The organism is Cupriavidus sp. GW823-FHT07B10, assembly GCF_058794355.1.
Genome location: NZ_JBXAGS010000004.1, coordinates 307,640 through 333,880 on the forward strand (window position 1 = coordinate 307,640; position 26,241 = coordinate 333,880).

At 68.0% G+C, this 26,241-nt stretch carries 22 protein-coding genes; 5 read left to right on the forward strand and 17 right to left on the reverse strand.

Features of this window, described 5'->3' with window-relative positions; all coding sequences use genetic code 11:
- Positions 1 to 157 precede the first annotated feature (157 nt).
- Both AC1Q6V_RS11585 and AC1Q6V_RS11590 read left to right on the forward strand, forming a co-directional pair.
- A complete protein-coding gene (locus tag AC1Q6V_RS11585; protein WP_454751067.1) occupies positions 158 to 1,747 on the forward strand; it encodes a DUF1800 domain-containing protein in 1,590 nt (529 codons plus the stop codon).
- Positions 1,748 to 1,760: 13 nt separating this feature from the next.
- On the forward strand, positions 1,761 to 3,083 hold the full coding sequence (locus AC1Q6V_RS11590) for a DUF1501 domain-containing protein (RefSeq protein WP_058696605.1): 1,323 nt from the start codon (positions 1,761 to 1,763) through the stop codon (positions 3,081 to 3,083).
- 29 nt (positions 3,084 to 3,112) lie between these two features.
- On the opposite strand, the gene AC1Q6V_RS11595 is transcribed toward AC1Q6V_RS11590, so the two are convergent.
- A complete protein-coding gene (locus AC1Q6V_RS11595; RefSeq protein WP_454749930.1) occupies positions 3,113 to 5,692 on the reverse strand; it encodes a penicillin-binding protein 1A in 2,580 nt (859 codons plus the stop codon).
- 310 nt (positions 5,693 to 6,002) lie between these two features.
- Between AC1Q6V_RS11595 and AC1Q6V_RS11600 the strand changes: the two genes are divergently transcribed.
- A complete protein-coding gene (locus AC1Q6V_RS11600; protein ID WP_439672100.1) occupies positions 6,003 to 7,073 on the forward strand; it encodes a porin in 1,071 nt (356 codons plus the stop codon).
- 210 nt (positions 7,074 to 7,283) lie between these two features.
- Here the strand turns inward: AC1Q6V_RS11600 and AC1Q6V_RS11605 are convergent, their stop codons facing one another.
- Positions 7,284 to 7,769: a DM13 domain-containing protein gene (locus AC1Q6V_RS11605; protein ID WP_010810990.1), complete on the reverse strand. Its 486-nt coding sequence runs from the start codon at positions 7,767 to 7,769 to the stop codon at positions 7,284 to 7,286.
- 153 nt (positions 7,770 to 7,922) lie between these two features.
- On the opposite strand from AC1Q6V_RS11605, the gene AC1Q6V_RS11610 reads away from it, so the two are divergent.
- Together AC1Q6V_RS11610 and AC1Q6V_RS11615 are read left to right on the forward strand one after the other, a co-directional pair.
- Positions 7,923 to 8,156 (forward strand): hypothetical protein, encoded by a 234-nt coding sequence (locus tag AC1Q6V_RS11610; protein WP_010810991.1) that lies wholly within the window; start codon positions 7,923 to 7,925, stop codon positions 8,154 to 8,156.
- Positions 8,144 to 8,953, forward strand: a complete 810-nt coding sequence (locus AC1Q6V_RS11615) for a CDP-diacylglycerol diphosphatase (protein ID WP_439672099.1) — start codon at positions 8,144 to 8,146, stop codon at positions 8,951 to 8,953. Before AC1Q6V_RS11610 ends, AC1Q6V_RS11615 begins: the two co-directional genes overlap by 13 nt.
- 22 nt (positions 8,954 to 8,975) lie before the next feature.
- On the opposite strand, the gene AC1Q6V_RS11620 is transcribed toward AC1Q6V_RS11615, so the two are convergent.
- The 15 genes from AC1Q6V_RS11620 to AC1Q6V_RS11690 all read right to left on the reverse strand — a co-directional run bounded on the left by AC1Q6V_RS11620 (position 8,976) and on the right by AC1Q6V_RS11690 (position 26,100).
- Entirely contained in the window at positions 8,976 to 10,538 is a 1,563-nt protein-coding gene (locus tag AC1Q6V_RS11620) for a TAXI family TRAP transporter solute-binding subunit (RefSeq protein ID WP_011617670.1), read from the reverse strand.
- A gap of 1 nt (position 10,539) precedes the next feature.
- The gene (gene gltS / locus AC1Q6V_RS11625; protein ID WP_439672098.1) at positions 10,540 to 11,730 is read right to left on the reverse strand and encodes a sodium/glutamate symporter; all 1,191 of its coding nucleotides are present in this window, start codon (positions 11,728 to 11,730) and stop codon (positions 10,540 to 10,542) included.
- 239 nt (positions 11,731 to 11,969) lie between these two features.
- Positions 11,970 to 13,136, reverse strand: a complete 1,167-nt coding sequence (locus tag AC1Q6V_RS11630) for an ABC transporter permease (protein ID WP_010810995.1) — start codon at positions 13,134 to 13,136, stop codon at positions 11,970 to 11,972.
- A gap of 15 nt (positions 13,137 to 13,151) precedes the next feature.
- Positions 13,152 to 14,306 (reverse strand): ABC transporter permease, encoded by a 1,155-nt coding sequence (locus tag AC1Q6V_RS11635; RefSeq protein WP_010810996.1) that lies wholly within the window; start codon positions 14,304 to 14,306, stop codon positions 13,152 to 13,154.
- A 6-nt stretch (positions 14,307 to 14,312) separates the two neighbouring features.
- Entirely contained in the window at positions 14,313 to 15,005 is a 693-nt protein-coding gene (locus AC1Q6V_RS11640) for an ABC transporter ATP-binding protein (protein WP_011617668.1), read from the reverse strand.
- 10 nt (positions 15,006 to 15,015) lie between these two features.
- Positions 15,016 to 16,230, reverse strand: coding sequence for an efflux RND transporter periplasmic adaptor subunit (locus AC1Q6V_RS11645; protein ID WP_454749931.1), 1,215 nt, complete (start codon positions 16,228 to 16,230; stop codon positions 15,016 to 15,018).
- A 107-nt stretch (positions 16,231 to 16,337) separates the two neighbouring features.
- Complete coding sequence (locus tag AC1Q6V_RS11650) at positions 16,338 to 16,694, reverse strand: ArsR/SmtB family transcription factor (RefSeq protein WP_010810999.1); 357 nt, start codon at positions 16,692 to 16,694, stop codon at positions 16,338 to 16,340.
- The gene (locus tag AC1Q6V_RS11655) at positions 16,675 to 17,139 is read right to left on the reverse strand and encodes an SRPBCC family protein (RefSeq protein ID WP_010811000.1); all 465 of its coding nucleotides are present in this window, start codon (positions 17,137 to 17,139) and stop codon (positions 16,675 to 16,677) included. Before AC1Q6V_RS11655 ends, AC1Q6V_RS11650 begins: the two co-directional genes overlap by 20 nt.
- Positions 17,140 to 17,242: 103 nt before the next feature.
- On the reverse strand, positions 17,243 to 18,196 hold the full coding sequence (locus tag AC1Q6V_RS11660) for a PDR/VanB family oxidoreductase (RefSeq protein ID WP_454749932.1): 954 nt from the start codon (positions 18,194 to 18,196) through the stop codon (positions 17,243 to 17,245).
- Positions 18,197 to 18,275: 79 nt separating this feature from the next.
- On the reverse strand, positions 18,276 to 19,898 hold the full coding sequence (locus AC1Q6V_RS11665) for a trimethylamine N-oxide permease (RefSeq protein ID WP_454749947.1): 1,623 nt from the start codon (positions 19,896 to 19,898) through the stop codon (positions 18,276 to 18,278).
- Positions 19,899 to 20,259: 361 nt separating this feature from the next.
- On the reverse strand, positions 20,260 to 20,562 hold the full coding sequence (locus AC1Q6V_RS11670) for a CBU_0592 family membrane protein (protein WP_010811003.1): 303 nt from the start codon (positions 20,560 to 20,562) through the stop codon (positions 20,260 to 20,262).
- 39 nt (positions 20,563 to 20,601) lie between these two features.
- Positions 20,602 to 21,492: a TorF family putative porin gene (locus AC1Q6V_RS11675; protein WP_058696601.1), complete on the reverse strand. Its 891-nt coding sequence runs from the start codon at positions 21,490 to 21,492 to the stop codon at positions 20,602 to 20,604.
- Positions 21,493 to 21,661: 169 nt separating this feature from the next.
- Positions 21,662 to 23,398 carry a choline dehydrogenase gene (gene betA, locus AC1Q6V_RS11680; RefSeq protein ID WP_454749933.1) on the reverse strand — a complete coding sequence of 579 codons (1,737 nt, stop codon included), beginning with the start codon at positions 23,396 to 23,398 and terminating at the stop codon, positions 21,662 to 21,664.
- An 85-nt stretch (positions 23,399 to 23,483) separates the two neighbouring features.
- The gene (locus tag AC1Q6V_RS11685) at positions 23,484 to 24,950 is read right to left on the reverse strand and encodes an aldehyde dehydrogenase family protein (RefSeq protein WP_010811006.1); all 1,467 of its coding nucleotides are present in this window, start codon (positions 24,948 to 24,950) and stop codon (positions 23,484 to 23,486) included.
- Positions 24,951 to 24,978: 28 nt separating this feature from the next.
- Complete coding sequence (locus tag AC1Q6V_RS11690; protein WP_454749934.1) at positions 24,979 to 26,100, reverse strand: aromatic ring-hydroxylating oxygenase subunit alpha; 1,122 nt, start codon at positions 26,098 to 26,100, stop codon at positions 24,979 to 24,981.
- Positions 26,101 to 26,241 lie beyond the last annotated feature (141 nt).

Sequence of the window (26,241 nt, forward strand, 5' to 3'; positions counted from 1 at the left end):
AGCGCAAGGCTAGCCAGGCAGCGCGCCGCTGTCTTGGCAATTCCGGCAATCGGCGTGCTGAAAGCACTGGTAACACTCCGGCGGCGCCTCCGGGTCAACCAATGTGCGCTTGCCACGTAACATAGTGATGTTGATCGAACAGGGCGAGGAGCAAGGCATGAATCCGGCGCAGCATTCGAGACAATCCGGCCGGGGCGCGCTCGCCGCCTGGCGGGCCGCCGCGGCACTGGCACTGGCAGCGTGCCTGGCCGCCTGCGCCCAGGTGCCGGCCGAGGCTGGCGGCAGCACCGCCGCCACCGACCTGCGCTGGCTCAACACTGTCACCTACGGCGCTGACCAGACCACCCTTGGCGACCTGCGCCGGCTGGGCCGCAAGGGCTTCCTCGACCAGCAACTGACGCTGCCGCTGGCCGATCCGCCCGAACTGGCGGCCGTCATCGCAGCCTTGCCCAACCTGCAGGCCGATGCCGCCGCGCAGATCCAGTCCGCACGCGACGCCCGCCAGCGCATCGACGCGCTGCCCGACGACGACAGCAAGCAGCAGGCCCGCCAGGCGCTGAACGCGCAGGGCCGCGAGATCGTGGCCGCTGCCGCGCGGCGCCACCTGCTGCGCGCGCTGTATTCTCCGGCGCAGCTGCGCGAGCAAATGACGTGGTTCTGGATGAACCATTTCAACGTCTACTCGGGCAAGGGCCAGGTCCGGCTGCTGCTGGCCGACTACGAAGAGCGCGCCATCCGCCCGCACGCGCTGGGCCGCTTCAGCGACCTGCTGATGGCCAGCGTGACCGCGCCGGCCATGCTGGTCTACCTCGACAACGCCCAGAGCAGCGCCAACCGCATCAACGAGAACTACGCGCGCGAGCTGATGGAGCTGCATACCATGGGCGTATCGGGCGGCCCCAGCGGCTCCCGCTACACCCAGCAGGACGTGCAGGAGCTGGCGCGCGTGCTGACCGGCGTGGGCGTCAACCTGCGCGGCACGCCGCTGCCGCGGCTGCCGCCGGCGCGCGCGGGGCTGTACCGCAGTGAGGGTTTGTTCGAATTCAACCCCGCGCGCCATGACTTCGGTGCGAAGACGCTGCTGGGCCAGCGCATCGAGCCGGCCGGCTTCGACGAAGTGGCGCGAGCGGTGTCGATCCTGGCGCGCGAGCCGGCCACCGCGCGCTTTATCAGCGCCAAGCTGGCCGCCTATTTCATCGCCGACAACCCGCCGCCGGCGCTGGTCGAGCGCATGGCGCAGACCTTCACGTACACCGATGGCGATATCGCCGCGGTGCTGCGCACCTTGTTCCTGGCGCCGGAACTGGACCGGCAACTGGCGGCGCCCACGCGCAAGTTCAAGGATCCGATGGTCTATGTGGTGTCGTCGATGCGGCTCGCCTATGAAGGTCGTCCCGTGACCAACCTGCGCCCGGTGATGAACTGGCTGAACCAGCTCGGCGAGCCGCTCTACGGCCACGTGGCGCCGGACGGCTATCCATCGTCGGAAAGCGCGTGGGCCAGCTCGGGCCAGATGGTGCGGCGCTTCGAGATCGCGCGCGCGATCGGCTCGGGGCCGGCGGGATTGTTTGCAGGCGATGGCGCGAGGCCGCGCGGCGCGCGCTTTCCGATGATCGGCAACAAGCTGTACTTCGACACCATCGAAGCCACCCTTGGCCCCGCCACGCGCGCCGCGCTGGGCCAGGCGGAATCGCAGGCCGAATGGAATACCGTGCTGCTCGGCTCGCCCGAGTGGATGCAGCGCTGACAGGGAGCAGACCATGCAACGCCGACAATGGCTGAAAACGATGGGCGGCGCCACGCTGGGGCTGGCCCTGCCCGCCATCGCCTCGCGTGTCTATGCGCTGCCGGCGCGGGCCGATGCGCGCTTCCTGCTGGTGTTCCTGCGCGGCGGCTATGACGGCACCAGCGCGCTGGTGCCGGCCGGCAGTGATTTCTATTACGCCGCGCGGCCCAATATCGCCATTCGCCGCCCGCCCGCGGCCGGTGCGGACGCTGACCCCAACGCGGCAGTGGCGCTGGCGCCGGCTTTTGCCGCCGACAGCGCCGCGCGCGGCATCGGCGACTGGGCGCTGCACCCGGCATTGGCCGCGACCATGCTGCCGCTATGGCAGCGCGGCCAGTTGGCCTTCGTGCCGTTCGCCGGCACGCACGACCTGTCGCGCAGCCACTTCGAGACCCAGGACGGGATCGAGGCCGGCTTGCCCGGCGAAGGCGAGGACCGCAAGTCCGTGGCCGCGCTGCGCGGCAGCGGCTTCCTGAACCGCCTGGCGCAGGCCATGGGCGGGCAGGCCGCGCCCGTGGCCTTCACCGACGGCCTGCCGATGGTGCTGTCCGGTCCGCGCGACGTGCCCAATGTCTCGCTCAAGGGCAGCGGCCGCACCCCGTTCGATGCGCGCCAGGCGAAGCTGCTGGCGCAGATGTACCGTGGCACGCGTTTTGAATCGCTGATCGATGAAGGCTTCGAGCTGCGCGAAACGGTGGCGCGCCAGGCGCAGCCGCAGCCCGGCATGTCAGGCAACGATGCCGGCACCATGGCCGCGCGCATGCAGGAAATGCAGGCCGCCAACCGCCGCTCGCTCAGCGCGCGCGGATTCGAGGTCGAGGCCCGGCGCATGGCGGGCTTGATGCGCGAGCGCTTCAACCTGGGCTTTATCGACGTGGGTGGCTGGGACACCCACGTCAACCAGGGCGGCGCACAGGGGCAACTGGCCGGCCTGCTCGACAACCTCGGCCGCGGCCTGTCTGCTTTCGCCGCCGAGATGGGTCCTGTGTGGGACAAGACCACCGTGGTGGTGCTGTCCGAGTTCGGCCGCACCTTCCGCGAGAACGGCACGCGCGGCACCGACCACGGCCACGGCACCGTCTACTGGGTCGCGGGCGGCACCGTGCGTGGCGGCCGCATCATTGGTGAGCAGGTAGCGGTGGAACAAGCCACGCTCAACCAGAACCGCGACTGGCCGGTGCGCAATGAGTACCGGGCGGTGCTGGGCGGGGTCTTCCGCAGGCTGTACGGGCTCGATGAGGCGCGGCTGGCGCAGGTGTTTCCGGGGGTGCGGGGGCGGGATATCGGGTTGGTGTAGCCCCCGCGCCGCGCTGTCCGGAGGGGCGTTCAGTTGCTGCCGTTGGCTGGGGTGATGATGGTTGGCGCGAGGGGCGTGATGGGCGCTGGGGGCGCAGGCGGTGCGGGCGGATTTGCGGAAGCCGGGGAGGCAGGGGCGGCGTTAGGCGCTGGTTCGGCCTGAGGGGGTGGCGCAACCGGAGCGCTGCCCGCGCTCATGTCCTGCGGCACCGCAATCACCGTCTCCCCCCGATCCAGCGCCAGGCTGGACTCATCCGGGCCGACATCCACCGCGGCAGACGATGCCGCGCCGGCCGGCGGCGCGACCTCGGCCTCCGGCGTGGGCAGCGCCGGCCGACGCGGTGCCGGGCGCGGCGCCGGGGTCTCGCTGGCCTTGTCGCGCGTGAACAGCTGGCTGAACCAGCCGCGCAGCTGCGTTCCCAGCGATGCGAACAGGCTGGTCTCTTCGTGCTCGGCAAAGCGCGCGCGGCCGTCGACGATGCGCGAGCGCAGCGCGCGCTGGTAGAAGTCGCCCACCATCGGCAGCGCGCTGTGCGCGCCCTGGCCCCAGTAGTCGCTGCGCAGCGTGACGCGGCTGTCGTTGAAGCCGACCCAGGCGCCCGCCACCAGTTCCGGATGCATCAGGATGAACCAGCCGTCGGCATTGTCCTGGGTGGTGCCGGTCTTGCCGGCCACGTCGGCGCGGATGCCGAAGCGCGAGCGGATGCTGGCGCCGGTGCCGCGGTCGATCACGTCGCGCATCACGTCGAGCAGGGTTTGCGTGGTGGCGGCGGGCAGCGCGTGCTCGGCGCGCGCCGGCCGGAACACCTGCAGCACATTGCCCTGGCGGTCTTCAATGCGCGTCACCATGGTGGGCGCGATGTAGTCGCCGGCGTTGGCGATGGTGCCGTAGGCGGCCACCATCTCCTTGAGCGTGACCGGGCTGGTGCCCAGCGCCAGCGACGGCACCACGTCGAGCTGGCTGTCGCGCACGCCCATGTCGCGCGCCAGCCGCGCCACGCGCGTCGGCCCCACTTCGTGCATCAGCTGCGCGGTGATGGTGTTGCGCGAATAGACCAGGCCGTCGCGCAGCGTCATGGCGCGGCCGGTGGGGCGGCCTTCATCGGTGGGGCGCCAGACCTCGCCGCCAGCCAGTTCGATTTCCACCGGCTGGTCCACCAGCGTGTCGTCGGGGGTCTTGCCTTCTTCAAAGGCCGCGCCGTAGACAAAGGGCTTGAAGGTCGAGCCCGGCTGGCGGCGCGCCTGCTGCACGTGGTCGAACGCGTCCTGGGTGTAGTCGCGGCTGCCGACCCAGGCGCGGATCTCGCCGTTGCGCGGATCGATGGCCATGAAGCCCGCCTGGATGCGCGTCTTCTGCTGGTGCAGCGCGCGCATGAAGGCATGGTCGGACATCAGATGGCGCAGCGCCTCTTCCGGCGCGGTGCCGGCGGCGATGGCGGCACGGTACTCCGGGGTTTCGCGCACGAAGGCCTGCACCAGCGGCAGGTTGGCGGCCCAGCCCGCGCGCGGCGCCCAGGCCGCGTTGGCGATGGCCTGCAGCCGGTTGCCCTGCTGCACCACGGCCTGCGTGGCCATGGCCTGCAGGCGGGCGTCGATGGTGGTATGCACCACCAGGCCGTCGGCGTAGATGTCGTAGCCATTGCGGTCGGCCCAGCCGATCAGCCACTTGCGCAGCTGCTGCGCGAAATGTGGCGCGGGGCCTGGCGGCTCGGTCTGGCGCTCGAAGTCGATGCGCAGCGGGCGCTTCTTCAGCTGCTCGTAGCGCGCCGCATCCAGCTTGCCGCGCTTGACCATCTGGGCCAGCACGATATTGCGCCGGTCGAGCGCGCGCTCGGGGTTGAGCACCGGGTTGTAGTAGCTGTTGCCCTTGAGCATGCCGATCAGCGTGGCGCTCTGCAGCACGTCGAGCGAGCGCGCCGGGCGGTCGAAGTAGGTGCGCGCCGCCATCTCGATGCCGAACGCGTTGTACAGGAACGGCACGGTGTTGAGATAGGTCTCGAGGATCTCGTCCTTGGTATAGAGCGCCTCGATCTTCAGCGCGGTGATGGCTTCCTTGAGCTTGCGCGTCAGCGTGGGCGCGCGGCCGATTTCATCGGGATAGAGGTTGCGGGCCAGCTGCTGGGTGATGGTGGACCCGCCCTGGCGGTCGCCGGAGAAGGTATGCACCGCGGCCGAGGCCAGCCTGCGCCAATCCAGCCCGTGGTGCTGGTAGAAGCGGTGGTCTTCGGTGGAGATCAGCGCAGCCACCACATTGGGTGAAATCTGCGACAGCGGCACCCAGTCGCGGTTGGCCCACTTGAACACCGCCAGCTCCTTGCCGTCGGCGGACAGCACCTGGGCCGGCTGCTCGGACTTGGCCTTGCGGATATCGCTGATGCCCGGCGTGAACGGGATCAGGACCAGCACATAGAGCAGGAGGGCCGCCGGGATGGCGGCCAGGCCCACCAGCACGCCGCGCCGCGTGGGGCGCAGCGACCCGGGCCGGGTCAGGCCGGCGCGTGCAAGGCGCGCGGCCATGCCTGACAGGCGTTGCTGGAGGGGGGCAGGCAATGAAGCCTGCAGCGAGGCGAGCAGCGGGGCAAGCCGGGTCTTGATCTCAGCCAGCCTCATGAGGCGAAGCGGTCGAGGCACAGGCACATGGCGGCACGGGGCACTGGCATTACCGTCGTCGGAAAAGCATGCATCGTACCAAAACGTTCCCCTTGGTTACAGGGAAAACCCCCATTTGGGGCTATCCGTCACTTCCTGCTACGAAGCATGGGTCACAAAGGTTACATATTGCGCCGCGACAATGCCGAGGCCGCAACTTGTGCGGACGATGCGCCGTTGCCGGGTTGCCCGGCTGGACCTGGTTGGCCTTGCCGACCCGGCCTGGGTCCGGCGCGGTGTCGTGCCTCAAACAGAACACAGAGAAATTACAGTGAAGAAAGCTCTCCTTGCAATGACGGCAGCAGCGGCCGCGTCGGCCGTATCCGGGGTGGCGTCGGCCCAGTCCGCGTCGAACGTGACGCTCTACGGCATCGTCGATGCCGGCGTCGAAGTGATCAGCCACGTGCCGGGCAGCAACGGCGCCCAGGGTACGGCAACGCGCCTGAACTCTGGCAACCTGTCCGGCTCGCGCTGGGGCCTGCGCGGCACCGAAGACCTGGGCGGCGGCCTGAAGGGTATCTTCGTGCTGGAGAGCGGGTTCGACATCGATACCGGCACCTCGGGCCAGGGCAACCGCCTGTTCGGCCGCCAGGCCTACGTCGGCCTGCAGGGCGGCTGGGGCGCGGTCACGCTGGGCCGCCAGCAGAACGCGCTGTACGACCTGTTCGGCGCCTTCGACCCGATGGGCGTGGGCCCGCGCTACTCGCTGAACAGCGTTGACTCGGCCTTCAATGGCCGCGCCGACAACGCCATCAAGTACACCGGCAAGTTCGGCGGCCTGACCGCCACCGGCTTCTACAGCTTCGGTCGCGACAACAACGGCGAAGTCCCGGGCGAGCCCAAGGTCGCGCGCAACTTCGGCGGCGGCCTGTCGTACGCCGCGGGCGGCTTCTCGGTCGGCGCTGCCTACGACCAGTACCAGGGCGCCACCGTGGCGTTGCAGGACCGTGCCGCCAAGCGCGCCGCGGTGGGTACGGCCTATGCCTTTGGCGGCGCCAAGGTGTTTGCCGGCTACCGCTGGCTGAAGGACGACGGCGTGTCGAGCGCCAGCGCCATTTCGACCCGCAGCAACGTGTACTGGGCTGGCGCGCAGTACCGCTTCACGCCTGCCTTCCAGCTGACCGGCGCGGCCTACTACAACGACACCCGCAATAGCGATGCGGATCCGTGGATGTTCGTGCTGTCGGCGGACTACTCGCTGTCCAAGCGTACGGATGTGTACCTGAATGTTGGGTACTCGAAGAACAAGTCGGGTTCGGCGTTGGGCCTGAATGGGGTTGGCACGGTGGTGGCTGGTGAGAACCAGACCGGTGCTACCGTTGGCCTGCGTCATCGCTTCTGAGCGTAACTGCCTGATGCCCGCCTGGCAGGTTGTGATGCCTGCATGGGCGGGCGCTTGACTGTCATATCGACACCTGCGGCTGGTATTGCGGGGGGTCGTTGGGCCGGTTGATTTGATCGGCCTCTTTTTCTCTGGTCTTCGCCCTTTGGTTGCGGGGTGTTCTTGTTGTTGCCAAGCGCGACATCGCGATATCCGGCGGCATGGCGATGACTACCGATACCCCGCCGCCCCGATAAACTGCCCAAACCTCTCACACCAAATCACCACCGCCCCATACCGTGCCGGATCCACGCCAGCCGGCAACGCCACGGTGAAGTTGCCAAAGGTCTTCAGCTCACCAACCTGCAGCGACCGGTCCTTGATCCGAAGGAAGGCCTCCTTGTTGTCGACAAACTCCGGCGCCAGGTAGATCCGATAGTCCGGCCCCGGCGCAACGCTGCCTTCAAAGGCAAGCGCCTGCGGCGAAACATGGAGCCGGCCGCTGGCCCAGTGCAGTGCGTCGCTACCCGCCAGGTCCTTGCGAAAGGTGCCGGTATAGCGCGCCTGTTGTGACACAGCCTGCACTTGCTCGGCACTGGCACCGGCCTGCTCCGTCAGGATCGGCAGGACATAGATGCCCGCGGCAAAGCCCACGGCCAGCGCGGCAAGGTGGGTCAGCACAAGGATGGCGGACTTGCGGAGCGGGTTGGGCGGCATGTTTTTCTCCCGAAGGCATGAGGATGCGGGTATGTCGGTGCCGGGGCCGGATCCTGACAGATCTGTGGTGCCTTAGCACATTCTCAACGGTTTCACCAATCCAACACACGGAAGTGGTTATGATTTGGTAGTCGCCTAGTCGAGAAGCTGCCTATGACCCTCCACGTCACGATCCGCACCATCCGTACCGGCACGCTGCAATCCGCCCGCTATCAGGCGCGGGTTTATCTCACCACCGATGCCGAAGCCCTGCCGTTGCTTGCAACGGACTGGAGCGAGCGCGAGGCCGAAGCCTTCCGTACCGCGCAGTTCTGGGCGCAGCGCCACGCCTATGTGGTGTCTAATCCACGCGCCGGGACTTTCTACGGAGTTTCGTGCCGGCGCTGAAGCCGGCCCGCGGTTGGCGCGGTGCCCCCGCGTTGTGGCTGGCGGCCATCCTGGCCCTGGCCGGCTGCACCGCCGAAAGCGTCGTCGGCGTCCTGTCGGGCGGCCGCGATGGCTTGTGGCGCAACGTGCAGCAGCGCTGCCTTGGCAGTACCGCGGCGGCTCATCCCGATTGCGCGCAAGTGGATCGGTCCCAGGGACTGGTGCTCTACAAGGACGCGATCGGCAAGTCGCATTACCTGGTGATCCCGGCACGGACGATGACCGGCATCGACGACGCCAGAGCCTGGGACGGCGCAGGCGCCAACCCCTGGGCCTTCGGCTGGGCCGCGCGCGGCATCGTTGGCCGTTCGCTTGGCAAGGCCGTGCCCGACGACATGCTAGGCCTCGCGATCAATTCCCGCGCCTCGCGCAGCCAGGACCAGCTGCATATCCATCTCGATTGCATCAGCTCGGCCGCGCGCGCCGTGGTCAATGGCGCGGCCGGGCCGATCGGCACCGGCTGGACCACGCTGCGGCTCGAGGACAAGCCGGTGCGCGCGATCTTTGTGCCAGCCAGCGCGCCGGTGCTGGCGGTCGACCCTTTCCAGCTCGTGCGTGACGGCACCAAGGGGGGCGCCGCCGCAGCGCCGCCGGACCGCGGCATCTTTGTCACCTATGTGCGGGAGCGGCAGGGCGGGGCAGGCTTTGTCGTGATCGACCAGCCCGTCGACAGCGTGGCCGGCAGCAACGGCCACGCCAGCGATTTCCTGGACCGGCGCTGCCGGCTGGCTGAAGGCCTGGCGAGCGCGGCGGGCTGATCGGCGGCCCGCCCGCCGGGCCTTACTGCGCACGGGCGCCCGAAGCCGCAGGCGTTGCAACGGGCTTCGCGGGCGTTCCGCCGGGCTTGGCGGGCGGAATGCCGGGTGTCGCCAGCGCGTCCAGCGCCTTGGCCGCCGCCAGATGCTGCGGGATCATCAGCCCTTCACGCGCCGTTGCCACGGCGATCTGCGCGCCCTGGGCGCTGCCGCGGGCGACAAAGTCGCGCCCGTGGCGGTAGACCAGCCGCGTCAGCTCGGCCACTTCGGTATCGGACAGGTCCGGCCCGGTCACCAGGATCGCCGCCGTGGCGATGGTGCGCACCGGCGTGTGCAGGCCGGGATAGGTGCCCGGCGCGATGGTGGCGCGGAAATAGCCCGCCTTCTGCCCGACCATCGCGGTGATGACCCGTTCGTCCAGCGGCAGCAGCCGCAGCGGCATTTCGCCGAGCGCGTCGCGGATGCTGTCGGCCGGCACGCCGATCACCTGGATCACCGCGTCGACCTGCTTCTGGCGCAGCGCCACCAGCCCGGTGCCCAGCCCAACTTCCTCGGCCTTGAAGTCCTTGTCGGTCAGGCCATGCGCAGCCAGCACGCGCAGCGCGGTCACGCGCGAGGCTGAGCCGCGCTCGCCCACGGCGATGCGCTTGCCGCGCAGCTCTGACACCGAGCGGGCGGGATCGGCGTCGCGCACCAGCACGTGCACGGGCTCGGGGTAGAGGCTGCCGATGGCGCGCAGCGAGGCTTGCGGGCCGTCGGCGGCAAACACGCCCTTGCCCTCGTAGGCTTCCAGCGCCGCATCGCCCTGCGCCAGCGCCACCGAGACCTTGCCGGCGCGCAGCAGCCGCAGGTTCTCTTCTCCGCCGTGCGTGACCAGCGGCATCGCGCGCACGCGTGCCCCGTCCACCAGCGCCTTCGCGAAGCGCAGGTACTGGCCGTGTTCGGCGCCGGCGGCAATGGCATAGCCCTCGTTGACCCGTGCCAGCCGCGCGCGGATGTTGGCGTGCGCGGTGGTCAGCTCCTGCTCGATCACGGCGCGCTGCGCCGGCGAGGCATCCTTCTGCACGGACTCGATCACCTTGCGCATCGCGTCCAGGATCGCCGCCGGGCCCCTTTGCGCATCGGTGGCGACGGTCGGGGCTTCAGCGGGGCGGTAGCCGGCCGGCAGCACGCCGACCCAGCGCTCGCCGTCGCGCCGGTACAGCGCCGTGCCATGCGCGCGGATGATGTCGCCGGCCTTGTTGCCGCCGCTGGTGATGCCGGTGATGCCGCGCGGGCCCGCGCCCAGCGCCGACACCAGCCCGGCCACGCCGGGCGAGTCCCAGGCGCCGAAGTCGTAGTCGCGCAGCAGTTTCAGTTCCGCATCGAAGTACACCACGCGGCGGGTTTCACCGGCCGGGGCCTTGGTGTCTGCCTGCGAGCCGCGCCGGTCCAGGCCGGCCAGTTCCACCGTGCCCGGCGGCAGCGCCTGCGCCAGCCGCTCGTTGATGCCGGCGCGGATGCCGTCGGCGGGCGGGCCGCCGCCGCAGCCTGCCAGCCAGGCGCTGGCCACCAAGGCAATGAGGAGGGTGAAGAGGGCGCGGCGCATGTCAGCCTCCGATCAGCGGCAACGCCAGCAGCATGGTCAGCACGAAGGCGTTCATCAGGTCGACGAAGAACGCGCCGGCCAGCGGCGTGATCAAATAGCTGGTGGGTGCCGGCCCGTAGCGGGACGTGATGGCGCGCATATTGGCCATGGCGGTGGCGGTCGACCCCATGTTGAAGCCGATAAAGGCGGCCGAGGTGACCGCGGCCTCGTAATCGCCCCCCATGAAGCGGAAGCACACCAGCACCACATACAGGATGATGAAGACCACCTGCATGGCGATGATCAGCAGGAAGGGGCCGGCGGACAGCGCCACCTCGGCCAGGTCCAGCGCCATCATGGTCATCACCAGGAACAGCGACAGGCAGATATTGGTGATCAGGTCGGTGGCGCGGTCGTCAAAGCGCGCGCCGGCAAAGGGCAGCAGGTTGCGGATGGCGATGCCGAGCATCATGCACCACAGGAAGCCGGGGATGGTGATGGCGCCGGTGGGCATCTGCGCGGCGATCCAGCGCCCGCCGATCACCGCGGCCAGGATGCCGGCCAGCGAGGCCAGCGCGCCCACGGTGGTGATGGGGGAAACCGCGGCGGCTTCTTCCTCGGTGTCGCCGGCCTCGCGCGCGGTCGAGCGCAGCTTGTAGCGCGAGATCAGGTACTGCGCCACCGGGCCGCCGATGATGCCGCCCACAATCAGGCCGATGGTGGCCACCGTCATCGACAGGTCCATCACCGCCTGCAGGTTGTTGACCTCGGCAAAACGCTCGGCATAGGCGGCGCCGGTGCCGTGGCCGCCCACCAGCGTGATCGAGCCGCTCACCAGCCCGAAGATGGGATGCAGGTCCAGCGTCCTGGCCATGGCCACGCCCACCACGTTCTGCACCAGGATGTAGGGCAGCAGGATGATGAGGAAGATCACCAGCGCCTTGCCGCCGCGCCTGAGCATGCGCAGGTCGGCGCAGAGCCCGACGCCGCCGAAGAACATCAGCAGCAGCACCGGCTTCATGCCGGGATCGATCACCACGCGGAAGTTCGCTGCCGCCAGCGCCACCGAGGCGATGATCGCGAACAGCAGGCCGCCGGTGACAGGGTCGGGAATGTTGTAGCGCGACAGCACGCCGACGCTGCGGTTGACCAGCGTGCCGATCAGCAGCACCACGACGGCAGTCAGCAGCGAGCCCAGCAGGTCGAGGTTCATCGGGGGCGTCCTGGCGGAGAGGGTTGCGGGGGTACCTTGCCATCGGGCGCCGCTGGCCGTGCCGGGGGTGCACTGGCCGCCGGCAATGCCTGACGGGGAGCATGCATCACTACGGGTTGTAGACGCGCGGGTGGAATAAGGCAAGGAAAGGTTGGGGGTGGGGCGCAGCGACTACCGGGCCGTGAATGCCGATGCCGTGCTCCCTCTCCCGCTTGCGGGAGAGGGGAGCGAACCCTCGCTCAGCGCGCCCGCAACGCGTCCACGATATTCATTCGCGCCGCCCGCACCGCCGGCAGGAATCCGCCCGCCAGCCCCATCACCATCGAGAACGCCAGCGTCTGCAGCGCGATAGCCGGGGTCAGGATGAAGCGGAACGAGAGGTCCGCGAAGGTCTGGAAGTTGGTGGTCGAGAACGACGCGAACTGCATCAGCGTGGCGCACGCAAGGCCCGCGATGCCGCCCACCAGCCCCAGCAGCGCGGCTTCGATCAGGAAGGCGGTCAGCACGTTGACGCGCTTGAAACCCAGCGCGCGCAGCGTGCCGATCTCCGCCACGCGGTTGGCCACCGAGGCGTACATGGTGATCATGGCGCCGATCATCGCCGCGACCGAAAAGATGGTGGACAGCGTGAAGCCGAGGATCTTGATAAAGCTGGACAGCGCCTTGGACTGGTCGCTGTAGAAGGCCTGCTCGCGCTTGGCCTCGTCGGCCAGCCGCGGGTCGACGTCGATATCGGCGCGAAAGCGGTCGAACAGCGCCGAATCCGCCAGCCGCACCACCATCGACGAATACGCATTGCGCCGGAACGACTGCATCAGCTGGTCCACGTCGCCCCAGATCTCGGAGTCGAAGCCGCTGCCGCCGGCGTCGAAGTGGCCGACCACGGTCCAGTCGCGCTGGGCAAAGCGCAGGTGCTCGCCGATCTGCACCCCGGCAAAGCCGCCGGCGATGCTGCTGCCGACGATGATCTCGGACGAGCCCGGCCGGAACATGCGTCCGGTCACCAGCCGCACCTGCGGGCGCAGGTCCATGCCCGGCGGCGAGATGCCGCGGATCACCACGTTGGACGGCTGCCCGGTGCTGGTCTTGGTAAGCGAGATCAGCACCACCGCCTCGCGCGAGGCCAGCGGCCGGCCAGCGCCGCTCATGGCCACGGCCGGGTGCATCTCCATGATGCTGGCTTGGTCGCGGTTGACCGAGCTCTGGATCTCGGTCTCGGCGCCCTTGCGGATCAGCACCACGTTGTTCTGCTCGCCGGTGGTGACCAGGGTCTTCTTCAGGCCGGCGTCCAGCATCAGCATGGTGGCAAAGACGAACACCACCAGCGCCAGCCCGCCCGCGGTCAGCGCGGTGGTCAGGCGCCTGGCCCACAGGTTGCGCGCGATATAGGTCAGCGGGATCGCCACATCAGCCTCCGCGCGCTAGCCGATGGCCCGCAGGCCCTCGACGATGCGCACGCGCGCAGCCTGCACCGCCGGCACGATGCCGGCAAAGACGCCCACCGCCAGCGCGCAGGCCGCCTGCAGCTGCATGGTCTGGGGCGACACGGTGAAGACCGGGAACACGCCGCCAACGGCCTGCTTGAAGACGCTTGCCACCGGCGGCGTCGCCAGCATGCCGAGCGCGCCGCCGGCCACGCAGATCGCCAGCGACTCGCCGAACACCAGCAGCGCCAGGAAGCCGGGGCCGAAGCCCAGCGCCTTGAGCGTGGCGTATTCCACGGTGCGCTCGCGTGCGCTCATCGCCATGGCATTGGCCATCACCGCCATGATGATCACGATCACCACGTAGGACACCACGCGGATCGCCGCGATGATCTGGTTGGACATGGCGACAAAGCCCAGCTGGAAGGCCTGCTCGGTCTCGGTCAGCGTCTCCGCCAGTGAATTGCGGAACACCGCATCGACATTGCGCGAGATCGCGGCGGTGTTGTCGGGGTTGTCCACGCCCAGCACAAAGACGCCGACCTGGTCGGCCTGGCGCGGGGTGCGCTTGCGCACGGTCTCGTTCAGGTATTCCCAGTGGAACACCATCTGGCGCGTGATGGTGCTCTCGTCGCGCCCTTCCATGATGCCGCGCACCACGAACTCCCAGGTGCCGGGGTAGATGGTGCCCTTGATCGGGACCACGTCGCCAAGCTTGAAGCCGAACTGGTCGGCCAGCTGGCGCCCGACCAGCGCGCCCTTGCGGTCGCGCTGGTAGTCGGCGCGCTGCTGGTCGGGCACGATGAATTCCGGATAGAGGTCGAGGTAGTTATCGGATACCGCGAACTGCGCGAAGAAGTTCTTGGGATCGCGGTAGACGCCGCCGAACCAGTTGGAGCGCGCCACCGAGGTCACGCCGTCGACGCCCCTGATGCGGCTTTCGTAGCTCAGCGGCAGCGGAAACACCAGCGAGATCGCATTGCGCGTGACCAGCCGCGCGCTGGATGCTGCAGACGCGCCCGCATACCAGGCATCGATCACCGTCTGCAGCAGCCCGAACGCCAGTACCGCGATCACCAGCCCGAACACCGTCAGCGTGGTGCGCAGCTTGTGCCGCAGCGCGTTGCGGGTGATCAGCTTGAGTGCGTACATGACGACTTAGGCAATCTCGCCACGGATCAACTCTCCCTTCTCCAGGTGCACCAGCGACCCGGCCGCGGCCGCGGCGTGGGCATCGTGCGTGACCATGATGATGGTCTTGCCGGCATCGGCATTGAGCCGCTGCATCATCGCCAGGATCTCGGCGGCGGAGGTGCGGTCGAGGTCGCCGGTGGGCTCGTCGGCGACGATCAGCGCGGGGTCGGTGATCAGCGCGCGCGCAATCGCCACGCGCTGCTGCTGGCCGCCCGACAGCTCCGACGGGTAGTGGCTCATGCGGTCGGCCAGGTTGACCATGTCCAGCACCAGTTCCACGCGCGCACGACGCTCCGCACGTGGCAGGCTGGTCAGCATCAGCGGCAGCTCCACGTTCTCGAACGCGGTCAGCACCGGCATCAGGTTATAGAACTGGAAGATAAAGCCGACATTGGCGGCGCGCCAGTCGGCCAGCTCGGCCTCCGGCAGCCGCGTGATGTCCAGCCCCGCCACGTGCAGCGTGCCGCTGTCGGGCCGGTCGATGCCGGCGATCAGGTTCAGCAGCGTGCTCTTGCCCGAGCCCGACGGTCCCATCAGCGCAACAAATTCGCCTTCGCCGATATCGAGCGAAATATCGGTCAGCACCGGCACGGTCTGCACGCCGCGCCGGTAGGATTTGGCGAGGTGGCTGATCTGCACCAGCGGTGCTGCGCTCATGTGGTCCTCTCTACGGCTTGGCCACGGTGATGCGGTCGCCGTCGCCGAGATTGTCGGCCGGCGACAGCACCAGCACGTCGCCGGGCTTGACGCCCTGCACGGCCACCAGTTCGCCCAGCTTGTCGCCGGTCTTGACCTGCACCTCATGCGCACGGCCGTCCTTCACCACATAGGCCAGCTCCCGGCCCTGGCGCGTGACCACGGCGGCGGGCTGCACCGCCACCACCGGCTGGCGGTCCTGCGCCGAGGCGGTGCGCGACAGGAAGGCGATCTTGGCGCTCATGTCCGGCAGCACGCGCGCATCGCGGTCGACAAAGCGCACCTTGACCAGCACGGTGGCCTTGGAGCGGTCCACCGTCGGCACGATGCGCGACACTTGCCCCGCCAGCCGCAATCCCGGCAGCGCATCCAGCAGCAGCTCGCACGGCTGGTTGGCGCGGATCTTGCCGATATTGGATTCGGCGACATCGGCTTCCACCTCCAGCGTCTCCATGTCGGCGATGGTCACGATCGCGCCCTTGGTGTCGGCGGCGGCAGAGAAGGGCGTGATGTTGTCGCCCACGTTGGCATGCTTGACCAGCACCACGCCATCGAAGGGCGCGCGCACCACGGTCTGCTCCACCGCGACCTCGGCCGCGCGGGCATTGGCCTGGGCCGAGGCGATCGCCGCGCGCGAACTGTTGACCGAGGCCCGCGCCTTGTCAAAGCGCGCCACGTCGGCGTCGTACTGGGTGCGCGAGATGGCGTTCGGCACGATCAGGATCTTCGAGCGGCGCAGGTTCACCTCGGCGTCCTTCAGCTCGGCCTGCTGCAGCGCCAGGTTGGCCTGCGCCACCTGGACCTGTGCCTGGGCCTGGGCGAACGAGGCGGCGACGTCCTTGCTCTCCAGCCGCGCGATGATCTCGTCCTTCTTCACGCGCGAGCCTTCCAGCACGCCCAGCCATTCCAGCCGGCCCTGCGCCTTGGACGCGACCGCCGCCTTGCGCTGCGGCACGACATAGCCGGTGGCATTGAGCACGGTGAAATTCTGCGTGGGATAGGCGGAGGTGACGGTGGCGGTCTGCACCGCCTGCGGCCCGGCCAGCTTCATGGCGATGCCGGCCAGGGCCAGCGCGGCCAGCGCGATCACTGCATAGCGCAGCCACCTGCGCCGGGGGCGGATGCCGGCGCCGGCCGCGGCGGCGCTCCGGTCGATTTTCAGCCTGGACAGGTCGTGGTCAGCCACTGCGCGCTTCCTCTCGCTGTGATGGGCGGGGCTCCCAGTATAGCGGCGAGTGAAAGGGTGTCCATTGCTTGCGAGAGGGGAGCAAACCGCTGGCGTGCGGGGGGAGGTCAATGCTCGGCTTCCACCGCCAGCTTCAGCTTTGCCAGCGCAAAATCCCATTGCCGCCCGATCGCTTCCAGCGACCGGCGCGCGGCTTCGACCTGGCCGGGCTCGAACTGCCACAGGCGCTCGCGGCCGGCGCGGCTGTCGCGCACCAGCCCGGCCTGCGCCAGCACCTGCAGGTGCTTGGTGACCGCCTGGCGCGTCATGGCGCTGCCCGCGGTCAGCTGCGCGATCGACAGCGCGCCGCCCGCGCACAGCGCTGCCACCAGCCGCAGCCGGGTTTCGTCGCCAAGCGCGGCGAAGACGGTCGCCGCATCGCGCAGTTCGAGCGCGGGCGGGGTTTCAGGCTGCGCTGCTGACATGCTTGCGGATGTTTTCCATCTGACCGTCCCAGCCGCCGCTGTTCATGCGGAAGGCTTCCATGCGGCGTTCGGGCGGGATCTGGTCGAAGCCGGATTCGACCACGGTCAGCAGCGTGCCGCCTTCGGCTTCCTTCAACTCGAACACCACCAGCGTGGGCGGTTCGGCCGAATAGTCGCGGCCGCGCTCCATTGGCGCCGGATGCCAGCGCCAGGACAGCAGCCTCGGTGGTTCCATGCGCTCGACCTCTACGTCGAACTTCAGGTATTCATAACCGGGATAGGTGATGCTGCCCACGGCACGCTGGCCTGGGGCGAAGGTCACGCCGTCGAATTTCACGCCAAACCAGCTGCCGAAGGTGTCGGCGTCGGCCAGTGCATGCCAGACGCGTTCGATGGGGGCGGCCAGCAGGATGCTGCGCTCGATGCGGTCGGTGGATGAAGCCATGTCCGGTCTCCTTGTTCAGGCATTAATGGGCAACGTTGTGGTTGCATGTTAGGAGACCGGACGGGGAAGCGCAACCGAAAGGTTGCGAATGGCCTCAGTATGGTCAGAGATCCAGCACCAGCCGCTGGCCCTTGCAGCGCGACACGCACAGCATCATCGTCTTCTGCGCAGCCTTTTCGGCATCCGACAGGTACTGGTCGCGGTGATCGGCCTGCCCTTCCAGGATGGTGGTCTCGCAGGAGCCGCAGATGCCTTCGCGGCACATGCAGTCCACCTTGATGCCCGCCTTCTCGATGGCGCGCAGCAGCGGCTCGTCGGCGCCGACCTGCAGCGTCAGCCCGCTTTTCTGCAGCACGGCCTCGAAGGCGCCGCCGGTGGCGTCGACCTCGTTGCGGAACTGCTCGAAGTGGATGCGGCCCGCGTCCCAGCCCGCAGCGCGCGCGGCGTTGACCACGGCGTCGTTCAGCGGCGCCGGGCCGCAGACATAGACGTGCGTGTCGGCAGGCTGCGCGGCGATCAGCGCGGCGAGGTCGAGCATGGTGCCGCTGTCGCTCTCGTACAGGTGAAGCTGGCCGGGCTGCAGCGTGGCGGGCAGCACGTCCAGGAAGGCGGTGGAACTGGCGTTGCGGAAGCAGTAGTGCAGTTCGAACGCCGCGCCGCGCGCGGCCAGCGCCTGGATATGCGTCATGAACGGCGTGATGCCGATGCCGCCGGCGATCAGCAGGTGGCGGCCGGCGCCGTGGTCCAGGCTGAACAGGTTGCCGGGCGCGCCGATATGCAGTTCGTCGCCTTCGCCGACCTGCTCGTGCATATAGCGCGAGCCGCCGCGCGAAGCCTCTTCCAGCCGCACTGCGATCTGGTAGTGGCCGGGCTCGCCCAGCGTGCTGGTCAGCGAATAGGCGTTGCGCAGCCGGCCGCCGTCCATATGGACGACCACGTGGCTGCCGCTGTCGAAGGCGGGCAGCGCGCCGCCGTCGCAGGGTTGCAGGGTGAAGCGCTTGATGCCGGCGGCCAGCGGCTCGACGCGGCCGACGCGCACGCGGAGCGTGTCAGTCATGGCGGTACCTCGGAATTCAGGGAAAGCAGGGAAATCGGGAAGGGGGGCAGGCCGGCACCGGGCCGGCCTGCCGGAGCCGTCAGGTGATCACCGTCAGCCTGGCAGCGATCCACACCACCAGCCCGCCGACGACCAGCGCCACGTAGGGCAGCACGCCGGCGCGCGCATTGGGCAGCTCCATGTCGCGGCGCATCGACTCGGGGAAGCGGCCCTTGTCCTGGATGTAGTGGCGGTACACGAACACCGGCACGATCAGCAGCGCGGCGATCAGGCCGTTGCGCAGCGTGTGCTCGCCCTGGAAGTTGGCGCCGGCGCCGACGAAGGCCAGGTCGAAGAAGCCGAAGAACGCGCCCAGTGCCAGCAGCCAGTTCTTGCACTTGTACGGGCGGGCCCAGTCCGGGCGGTCCATGCGGTGGATCCAGCCCGACTGCAGGTTCAGGAACACGAAGATCATGTAGCAGACGTTGCTGATCGACAGCACTGCCATGTAGTTCGACATCAGCAGCAGGAACAGGTTGAACACCAGGTCCGTCCACATCGCGCGCGTGGGCGAGCCGTGCTCGTTCACGTGCGAGAGGTAGCGCGGTAGCCAGCCGTCGACCGAGGCCTGGTACAGCGTGCGCGACGAACCCATCATCGAGGTCATCACGATCAGCAGGATCGCCAGCACCAGCATCACCACGATCACGTTGAACACCACCGCGCCGCCGCCGACGAACTTGGCCATGGCCGCGCCCACGCCGGAGCCGTCGACGATGGCCGGTTCCAGCATGCCCGACAGGCCCAGCGAGCCCTGGAAGGCGATCGGCACCGCGATGAACATGAACAGGCACAGCACGCCGGACCAGAAGATCGCCTTGAAGGTGTCCTTCTGCGGATCCTTGAACTCGCGGGTGTAGCAGACCGCGGTCTCGAAGCCGAAGGTCGACCAGCACGCCAGGAACATCGCGCCCATGGCGGTGCTGATGCCGGCGGCGTTCCAGCCGCCCAGCACCGGGGCGCCGGCGCCGTCATGGGTCAGCGGCAGCAGCGGCAGGAAGTTGGTGGACGGCATGTCGCCGGTGAACATCGGCACCAGCGCGATCAGCACCAGCGGCGTCAGCGAGGCAATGCCCAGGATGCGCTGCGTGGTGGCCGCGGCCGAGGCGCCGCTGTGCTGCAGCTTGAAGGTGACCAGCAGGAAGGCGGTGGCCAGGATGAAGGTGGAGTTCACCCGCAGCGTCAGGCCTTTGCTGACAAAGCCCAGGTCCACCAGTGTCAGTTGCCAGGTGTTGATGACCGAATCGGGCGGGAACAGCGCGCTCAGCATGTAGCCGGCGGCGAGGCTGGTGCCCAGCGCCAGCATCGGCGACCAGGCCACCCAGTTGCACCACACCGAGACCGGTGCGACAAACTTGCTGTAGCGCACCCAGCCGAGCGCGCCATACACCGAGGCGCCGCCGGATTTGTGCGGATACAGGCCCGAGATCTCGGCATAGACGAAGCACTGCGCAAAGCCGACCAGGATGGCGAGGATCCAGATCACCCAGGCCGGGTTGCCGATGGTGGCGGACACGCCGCCGATGGTGAAGAGCACGCCCGCGGGCACGCCGCTGGTGACCCAGAAGGCATCCTTCCAGGTCAGGGTGCGCTGCAGTTCATGCGATTGGGTTTGCTGCGGTTGGGCGGGGGCGATCGGCGCCTGCGCGCCGATCGACAGCACGTCTTTCTGTGAATACACGATGTCTCCTTGCTTCCCGGGTTGCCGTTTATCTGGAGCTGCGCTCCGTCACGGTCTGCCGTCTGCGGTCTGGGTGGGTACGTTGCGGTACTGCCTGCCGGGGGTTACGACGGTCGGGAATGGCTGGCGGGGATTCTGGGGGCGTTTCTCATCCTTGTCTCCTGTTGTCATCCCGGGGTTGCCATGCGGCCCGTTACGGGTCTCAGGCTTTCGGGTTTCTTGTCGATTCACTGTAGGTTAATTAGATTACCAATAGTGTTTCGGGGTGAGTATAGAAACGGCTGGGAGCCAAGGCAACGGAAGATTTGTATCGTCGTTGCCAAGCGTCCTGGCCGTCTCTTCGTTACTGCTGCACGGGCTGTCCCGGGCGCGGTCCGCCCAGCGTTTCCACCACCGCATGCCCCGCCCGCCGGTTGCGCCACCAGCCCAGCAGCGTCAGCCCCAGCCAGAAGCACTGGGTCAGGAACGACGCCAGGTTGAAGGCGCCGGTCAGCGAGATCAGGATGCAGCTCGGCCCGATCACGTTGAGGACGACGGCCAGCCTGCCGGTCGGGGATTTGTGCAGGACCTGCACGGCAAAATGCGCGGCAACGTAGGCGGCAACGCCGACAAGTCCGGTCGCGTCGGTAAGACCCAGGGAGGCCATGGTGGTAGGAAGCGGTAAAACAGCGGTTGAAGATTGCCGTCAGAACGTCTTGGTCACCGAGACCAGGAACGTGCTTTTCAGCGGGTTGGAAACGGACGGGTTGCCGGACGAATCCAGCGCCCCGGTGGTGTACTTGTCGTAGACGTCGGTACGCCCCCAGCCGCGGGTATAGGCGCCGGTCACGGTCCAGCTGCCCTCGAAGGCCTTGGACAGCGCCACGCGCACGTCGCGGAAGTTGTAGGCGGCAAAGTTGCGCACGCGCTCCTGGCCGTAGTGCAGCAGCAGCGTGACGCCGTGGCCCAGGTCGAAGGTGCCGTTGATATCCAGGTAGCCGGAGCCGCGGCTGTGCAGGTCATTGCCGGCGAGCAGCGAGGCGCTGTTGTAGCCGAAGTAGTCGGGCGTATAGGTCAGCCAGTACTTGACGTTGAACCACTTGTACGTCAGCGACGCGACGGCTTCGCCGTAGTTGTACTTGGTCTGCGCGTACTGCAGTTTCGCGCCCGGGTACAGGTAGTAGTAGACCTGCCCGGCATAGGTGAAGTCGCCAATGGTGCCGGTGTAGCCGGCATACAGATCCCATTCGACGGTGCCGCCCTCGATGAACTTGTCGCTGATGCTCGACATCCACGTGCCCGCGGAAAAGCCGCTCGGGTGGGCGTAGTCGATGCCGCCCTGCACCGCAGGCCTGCCCCAGGTCTGGCGGAAGCCGCGCGATACGTATTGCGATGTCAGGGTCAGGTTGGCGCTCAGCGGCGCTGGCGATGCGGCCTCGGCCGGCGGCACGGTCGCCGTGACCTGCGGCACCGGCGCCACGGCCAGCCTGGTTTCGGCCTCGGCACTGGTCTGCGCCTGCGCGCTCAGCGCCTGGCACAGCAGCAGGGGCAGGGCGCCTTGCAGGGCCCGTCTTGAATCAAAGCATTTGCGCAGCATGGAAGTCTCCTCCTTGCAGCCGGTCTGGGTTTGTTCTGGGTAGCCGGCTTTGTGGTGTGGGTGCGCGGCGCGCCGACCGGACGCACGCTGCCCGCCGGGGACCGAAGTCCCGGCAGCACATGCGTCGGTCAGGGGTTCTGGCGGGAAGCCCGCGCGCCGCGCCGCCTGGTCAGGCGGGCATCGGCATCGGCATTCGCGCAGTGGCTGGCGGATGCCGCACCGCGTCTGCCTGCGCCCCGCCGCGCGCGGTGGCGGCCTTGTAGTAAGGCGCCGTCGAGCGTTGCAGCGGTGCGCGGCCGCGGATCACGTCGGCCAGCTTCTCGGCCATCATGATGGTGGGCGCGTTCAGGTTGCCGGTGATGATCTTCGGCATGATCGAGGCATCGACCACGCGCAGGCCAGACAGCCCGTGCACGCGGCCCTGGTTGTCGACCACCGCCATCGGGTCGGAAGCGTCGCCCATCTTGCAGGTGCAGGACGGGTGCAGCGCGGTCTCGGCATGCTCGCGCACGAAGGCGTCGATCTCGGCATCGCTCTGGATCATCATGCCGGGCTTGATCTCGCGGCCGCGGAACTGGTCCATCGCCTGCTGGCCGATGATCTCGCGCGTCAGGCGCACCGCGGCGCGGAACTCGCGCCAGTCGACGTCGTGCGCCATGTAGTTGAACAGCAGGCGCGGCTTCACGCGCGGGTCGCGGCTGGCCAGCTTGACAAAGCCGGTGCTGGGCGAGCGCATCGAGCCCACGTGGCACTGGAAGCCATGCGACTGCACCGGGTTGCTGCCGTCGTAGTTCATCGCCAGCGGGATGAAGTGGTACTGCAGGTTGGGCCAGGCAAAGTCATCGCTGCTGCGGATAAAGCCGCCCGCCTCGAAGTGGTTGGAGGCCGCGGTGCCGGTGCCGCGCAGGTACCATTCGACGCCAATCGCGGGCTTGTTCCACCACTTCAGCGCCGGGTACAGCGATACGGGCTTGGTGCATTCGTACTGCAGGTACATCTCGAGGTGGTCCTGCAGGTTCTCGCCGACGCCCTTCAGGTCTGCCACCGACTCGATGCCAAATGCGCGCAGCTCGTCCGCATTGCCCACGCCCGAGCGCAGCAGCAGTTGCGGCGAGGCGATCGCGCCGTTGCTGACGATCACTTCCCGGCGCGCACGCGCTTCGCGCACATGGTCGCCCTGGATGTACGAGACGCCGATGGCGCGCTGGCCGGAGAACAGGATGCGGTCCGCCAGCGCGCGCGTATGCACGGTCAGGTTGGGCCGGTCCTTGGCCTGGTCCAGATAGGCCAGCGAGGTGCTACAGCGGCGCCCGCGCGCGGTGGTGGTGCGGTCCATCGGGCCGAAGCCTTCCTGCTTGTAGCCGTTCAGGTCATCGGTCTGGCCATAGCCGGCCTGCTCGCCGGCCTTGATAAAGGCGCGGAACAGCGGGCTGATATCGGCCTTGGGCGTGGTCACGTGCAGCGGGCCGTTGCCGCCGTGGTAGTCGTTGGCGCCCTTGTCATAGGTCTCGGCCTTGCGGAAATAGGGCAGGCAGTCGGCGTAGCTCCAGTTCTCCAGCGAACGGTTTTCGGCCCAGCCGTCGTAGTCCATCGCGTTGCCGCGGATATAGACCATGCCGTTGATCAGCGACGAACCGCCCAGCCCCTTGCCGCGGCCCTGCGTCATGCGCCGGTTGTTCATATGCGGCTCGGGCTCGGTCACGTAGGCCCAGTTATAGGTGGTGCCCTGCAGCGGATACGCCAGCGCGGCCGGCATCTGGGTGCGCCAGTCCAGGCGCCAGTCGGGGCCGCCCGCTTCCAGCAGCAGCACCGAGACATCGGCATCCTCGGTCAGCCGCGCGGCCAGCACGCAGCCGGCCGAGCCTGCGCCGACGATGATGTAGTCGTACTCATGGATTGCCTGCATGGTGCAATCTCCTTGTTTGCTTGACGCCGTGCGTGGCGGCCCGGGGGCGGGCCTGCCGCGCGCGCGATTGCGAAGTCAGCTGCGCTCAGGCGCCGAACCAGCCCATCGCCTTGGGGGCCAGGTTGATATAGCTGTGCTTGAGTTCGGTGTACTCGTCCAGGCCGATGCGGGCCAGCTCGCGGCCGATGCCGCTCGCCTTGTAGCCGCCCCACGGCGCTTCCGGGAAGTACGGGTGGTAGTCGTTGACCCACACCGTGCCGAAGCGCAGCCCGCGCGACATCCGGTTGGCCTTGTCCAGGTCGCGGGTCCAGACCGCGCCGGCCAGGCCGTACGGGGTGTCGTTGGCGGCACGCAGCACCTCTTCCTCGGAGCGGAAGCGCTCGGCCGTGATCACCGGCCCGAAAATTTCCTCCTTCGCAATTTTCATGTCTGCCGTCACGTCGGCCAGCAGCGTCGGTTCCAGCCAGTAGCCCGTCTTGAAGACGTCGCCAGCCGGCCGCTTGCCGCCGTGGACCAGCCGTGCACCCTCGGCAATGCCGGCCTGCACCATGCCCAGGATCTTCTCGTGCTGTTGCGCCGACTGCACCGGGCCCATCTGGGTCTCGCCGTGGAAGCCGTTGCCGATCACGATGCGCGGCAGGCGCTCGGCCAGCCGGCTGATGAATGCATCATAGATGCCGTCCTCGATCATCAGGCGCGAGCCGGCGGAGCAGACCTGCCCGGCGTGGAAGAACGCGGCATTGAGCGCGTAGTCGACCGCTGCGTCCAGGTCGGCATCGGCAAACACGATGTTCGGGTTCTTGCCGCCCAGCTCCAGGCCGATGCGCTTGAAGTTGCCGGTGGCGGCCTTCATGATGCTTTCGCCGGCATAGGCGCCGCCGGTGAAAGACACCAGGTCCACGTCCAGGCTCTCGGCCAGCTCGGCACCGACTTCGGCGCCGCCGGTCACCAGGTTGAACACGCCCGGCGGCAGGTCCAGCTCGGCCACCAGTTGCGTGAAGTGGTGCGTGGTCAGTGGCGTCAGGTTGCTGGGTTTGATCACCACGGTATTGCCGGCGCCCAGCGCGGGCGCGATCTTCCACGCGGCCTGCAGCAGCGGGTAGTTCCACGGCGTGATCAGGCCGCACACGCCAACCGGCTCGCGCAGGGTGCGGCTGATCACATGGTGCGGGGCTTCGTTGACGGCGCCCGACTCGGATGCGACCAGCCCCGCAAAGTAGCGGAAGGTGGCGGCGATATCGCCCATGTCGGTGCGGCTCTCGGTCAGCGTCTTGCCGGTGTTGAGCGACTCCAGTCGGGCGAGCTTCTCGGCATCGCGGTCAATCAGTTCGGCGATCTTGTTCAGCAGCCTGGCGCGGTCACGGATCGTCGTCTGGCGCCACGGGCCGTCGAAGGCCTTGCGCGCAGCGGCGATGGCCAGGCGCGCGTCGGCGCGGGTGGCTTCGGCTGCCTGGGCGATCACGGACTCGTCGGCCGGGCTCAGGATGGCGCGCGTGCCTTGGTCGATGGGCGACTGCCACTGGCCGTCGATATAGAGCTGGGTCAGGATCATTGCTGCGGTTCCGGTTCGGTGGTTCGTTTCAGGCGGCCAGGGCGTCGAGCACCATCTGCTGGAAGTGCTGCACGCCGTGCTCGCCGATGGCGGAGGTCTTGTCGTCGGTGACCAGTAGCGGGCCCTGCCCGTTGCGGTAGCCGCGCGACTTCAGGCCGCGCTGCACCGATTCGACGATGCTCAGGTCTTCGGGCTTGAGCACGTTCTTGTAGTACTCGATCAGTTGCTCCTGCTCGGCCGTGGGCGTGCTGTCGCGGAAGTAGAACTCGAAGTGCTGGATGGTGGTGTCGGCATCCACCGGGAACATGTAGAACACGCCGTAGTTGCCATCGCCCGGCAGCACGTTCAGCGTCACGTTGGGCCACAGCCAGTAGGCGGCGAAGTCGGTGTTGGGGGCGTCGCTGTCATAGGTGAAGGCGTCGCTGCCCGAGCGCGTCTGGCCGACCTGGCTGGTGTAGAGGCCGCGCACTTCGTGCTTGTAGGTCTCCATCCTGATCGACTCGACCAGCGCCGGGTGCGCGGTCTGGCAGTGCAGGCATTCCAGGTAGTTGTCGACCACCACCTTCCAGTTGGCCTTCATCTCGTAGGTGAGCTTGTGCGCGGGCACCAGCTTGTCGACATCCGGGCAGCGCGCGCGGATCTCGTCGTTGAGGCCGCCTGCCAGCTCGGCCAGCGGTTTCGCGTCCATGTCCAGGTTGACGAAGACCAGGCCGCAGAATTCTTCCACGCGCACCGGCGTCAGGCCGGCGTTGTCCTTGCAGAAGCCCGGCACGTTCTCGGCGTTGCGCACGTGGATCAGCTTGCCGTCCAGGCCGAACGACCAGGCGTGATACGGGCAGGTGATCACATTCTTGGCCTTGCCCGCGCCATCCGCAAACAGCTCATGGGCGCGGTGCGGGCAGACGTTGTAGAACGCGCGCAACACGCCGTCGCGGCCGCGCACCACGAACGCGTTCTCGCCGGCCACTTTCACTGTGGCGTACTGGTTGTTCTCGGCCACCTGGCTCTTGTGCATCACACACACCCAGCTGCGCGCGAAGATGGTCTTCTTCTCCTGCTCGAAGACTTCCTGCGAGGTGTAGTAGTGGGCCGGCAGCGTATAGGCCAGCGGCGGGGTGGTGCCGCAGGCGGGGGCGGTGGTCTCTTGCATGGGTTGTCTCCTTGTTGGTCTCGTTGCCTTATCGATTCACTAGCAGTTAATTAAATTACTGTTGGTGATGTGAAGTGGAGTCTAGTGAGGAGCGCAGGGGTATTGCAATTCAAAAAACCGATGAAATCTGCTCGCTTGATG

Excerpts from the sequence above, each read along its gene's own strand:
- AC1Q6V_RS11585 (WP_454751067.1), top strand. The coding sequence starts at position 158 with ATGAATCCGGCGCAGCATTCGAGACAATCCGGCCGGGGCGCGCTCGCC.
- AC1Q6V_RS11590 (WP_058696605.1), top strand. The coding sequence starts at position 1,761 with ATGCAACGCCGACAATGGCTGAAAACGATGGGCGGCGCCACGCTGGGG.
- AC1Q6V_RS11595 (WP_454749930.1), bottom strand. The coding sequence starts at position 5,692 with ATGAGGCTGGCTGAGATCAAGACCCGGCTTGCCCCGCTGCTCGCCTCG.
- AC1Q6V_RS11605 (WP_010810990.1), bottom strand. The coding sequence starts at position 7,769 with ATGCCGCCCAACCCGCTCCGCAAGTCCGCCATCCTTGTGCTGACCCAC.
- AC1Q6V_RS11610 (WP_010810991.1), top strand. The coding sequence starts at position 7,923 with ATGACCCTCCACGTCACGATCCGCACCATCCGTACCGGCACGCTGCAA.
- AC1Q6V_RS11620 (WP_011617670.1), bottom strand. The coding sequence starts at position 10,538 with ATGCGCCGCGCCCTCTTCACCCTCCTCATTGCCTTGGTGGCCAGCGCC.
- gltS (WP_439672098.1), bottom strand. The coding sequence starts at position 11,730 with ATGAACCTCGACCTGCTGGGCTCGCTGCTGACTGCCGTCGTGGTGCTG.
- AC1Q6V_RS11635 (WP_010810996.1), bottom strand. The coding sequence starts at position 14,306 with ATGTACGCACTCAAGCTGATCACCCGCAACGCGCTGCGGCACAAGCTG.
- AC1Q6V_RS11640 (WP_011617668.1), bottom strand. The coding sequence starts at position 15,005 with ATGAGCGCAGCACCGCTGGTGCAGATCAGCCACCTCGCCAAATCCTAC.
- AC1Q6V_RS11650 (WP_010810999.1), bottom strand. The coding sequence starts at position 16,694 with ATGTCAGCAGCGCAGCCTGAAACCCCGCCCGCGCTCGAACTGCGCGAT.
- AC1Q6V_RS11655 (WP_010811000.1), bottom strand. The coding sequence starts at position 17,139 with ATGGCTTCATCCACCGACCGCATCGAGCGCAGCATCCTGCTGGCCGCC.
- AC1Q6V_RS11660 (WP_454749932.1), bottom strand. The coding sequence starts at position 18,196 with ATGACTGACACGCTCCGCGTGCGCGTCGGCCGCGTCGAGCCGCTGGCC.
- AC1Q6V_RS11670 (WP_010811003.1), bottom strand. The coding sequence starts at position 20,562 with ATGGCCTCCCTGGGTCTTACCGACGCGACCGGACTTGTCGGCGTTGCC.
- AC1Q6V_RS11675 (WP_058696601.1), bottom strand. The coding sequence starts at position 21,492 with ATGCTGCGCAAATGCTTTGATTCAAGACGGGCCCTGCAAGGCGCCCTG.
- betA (WP_454749933.1), bottom strand. The coding sequence starts at position 23,398 with ATGCAGGCAATCCATGAGTACGACTACATCATCGTCGGCGCAGGCTCG.
- AC1Q6V_RS11685 (WP_010811006.1), bottom strand. The coding sequence starts at position 24,950 with ATGATCCTGACCCAGCTCTATATCGACGGCCAGTGGCAGTCGCCCATC.
- AC1Q6V_RS11690 (WP_454749934.1), bottom strand. The coding sequence starts at position 26,100 with ATGCAAGAGACCACCGCCCCCGCCTGCGGCACCACCCCGCCGCTGGCC.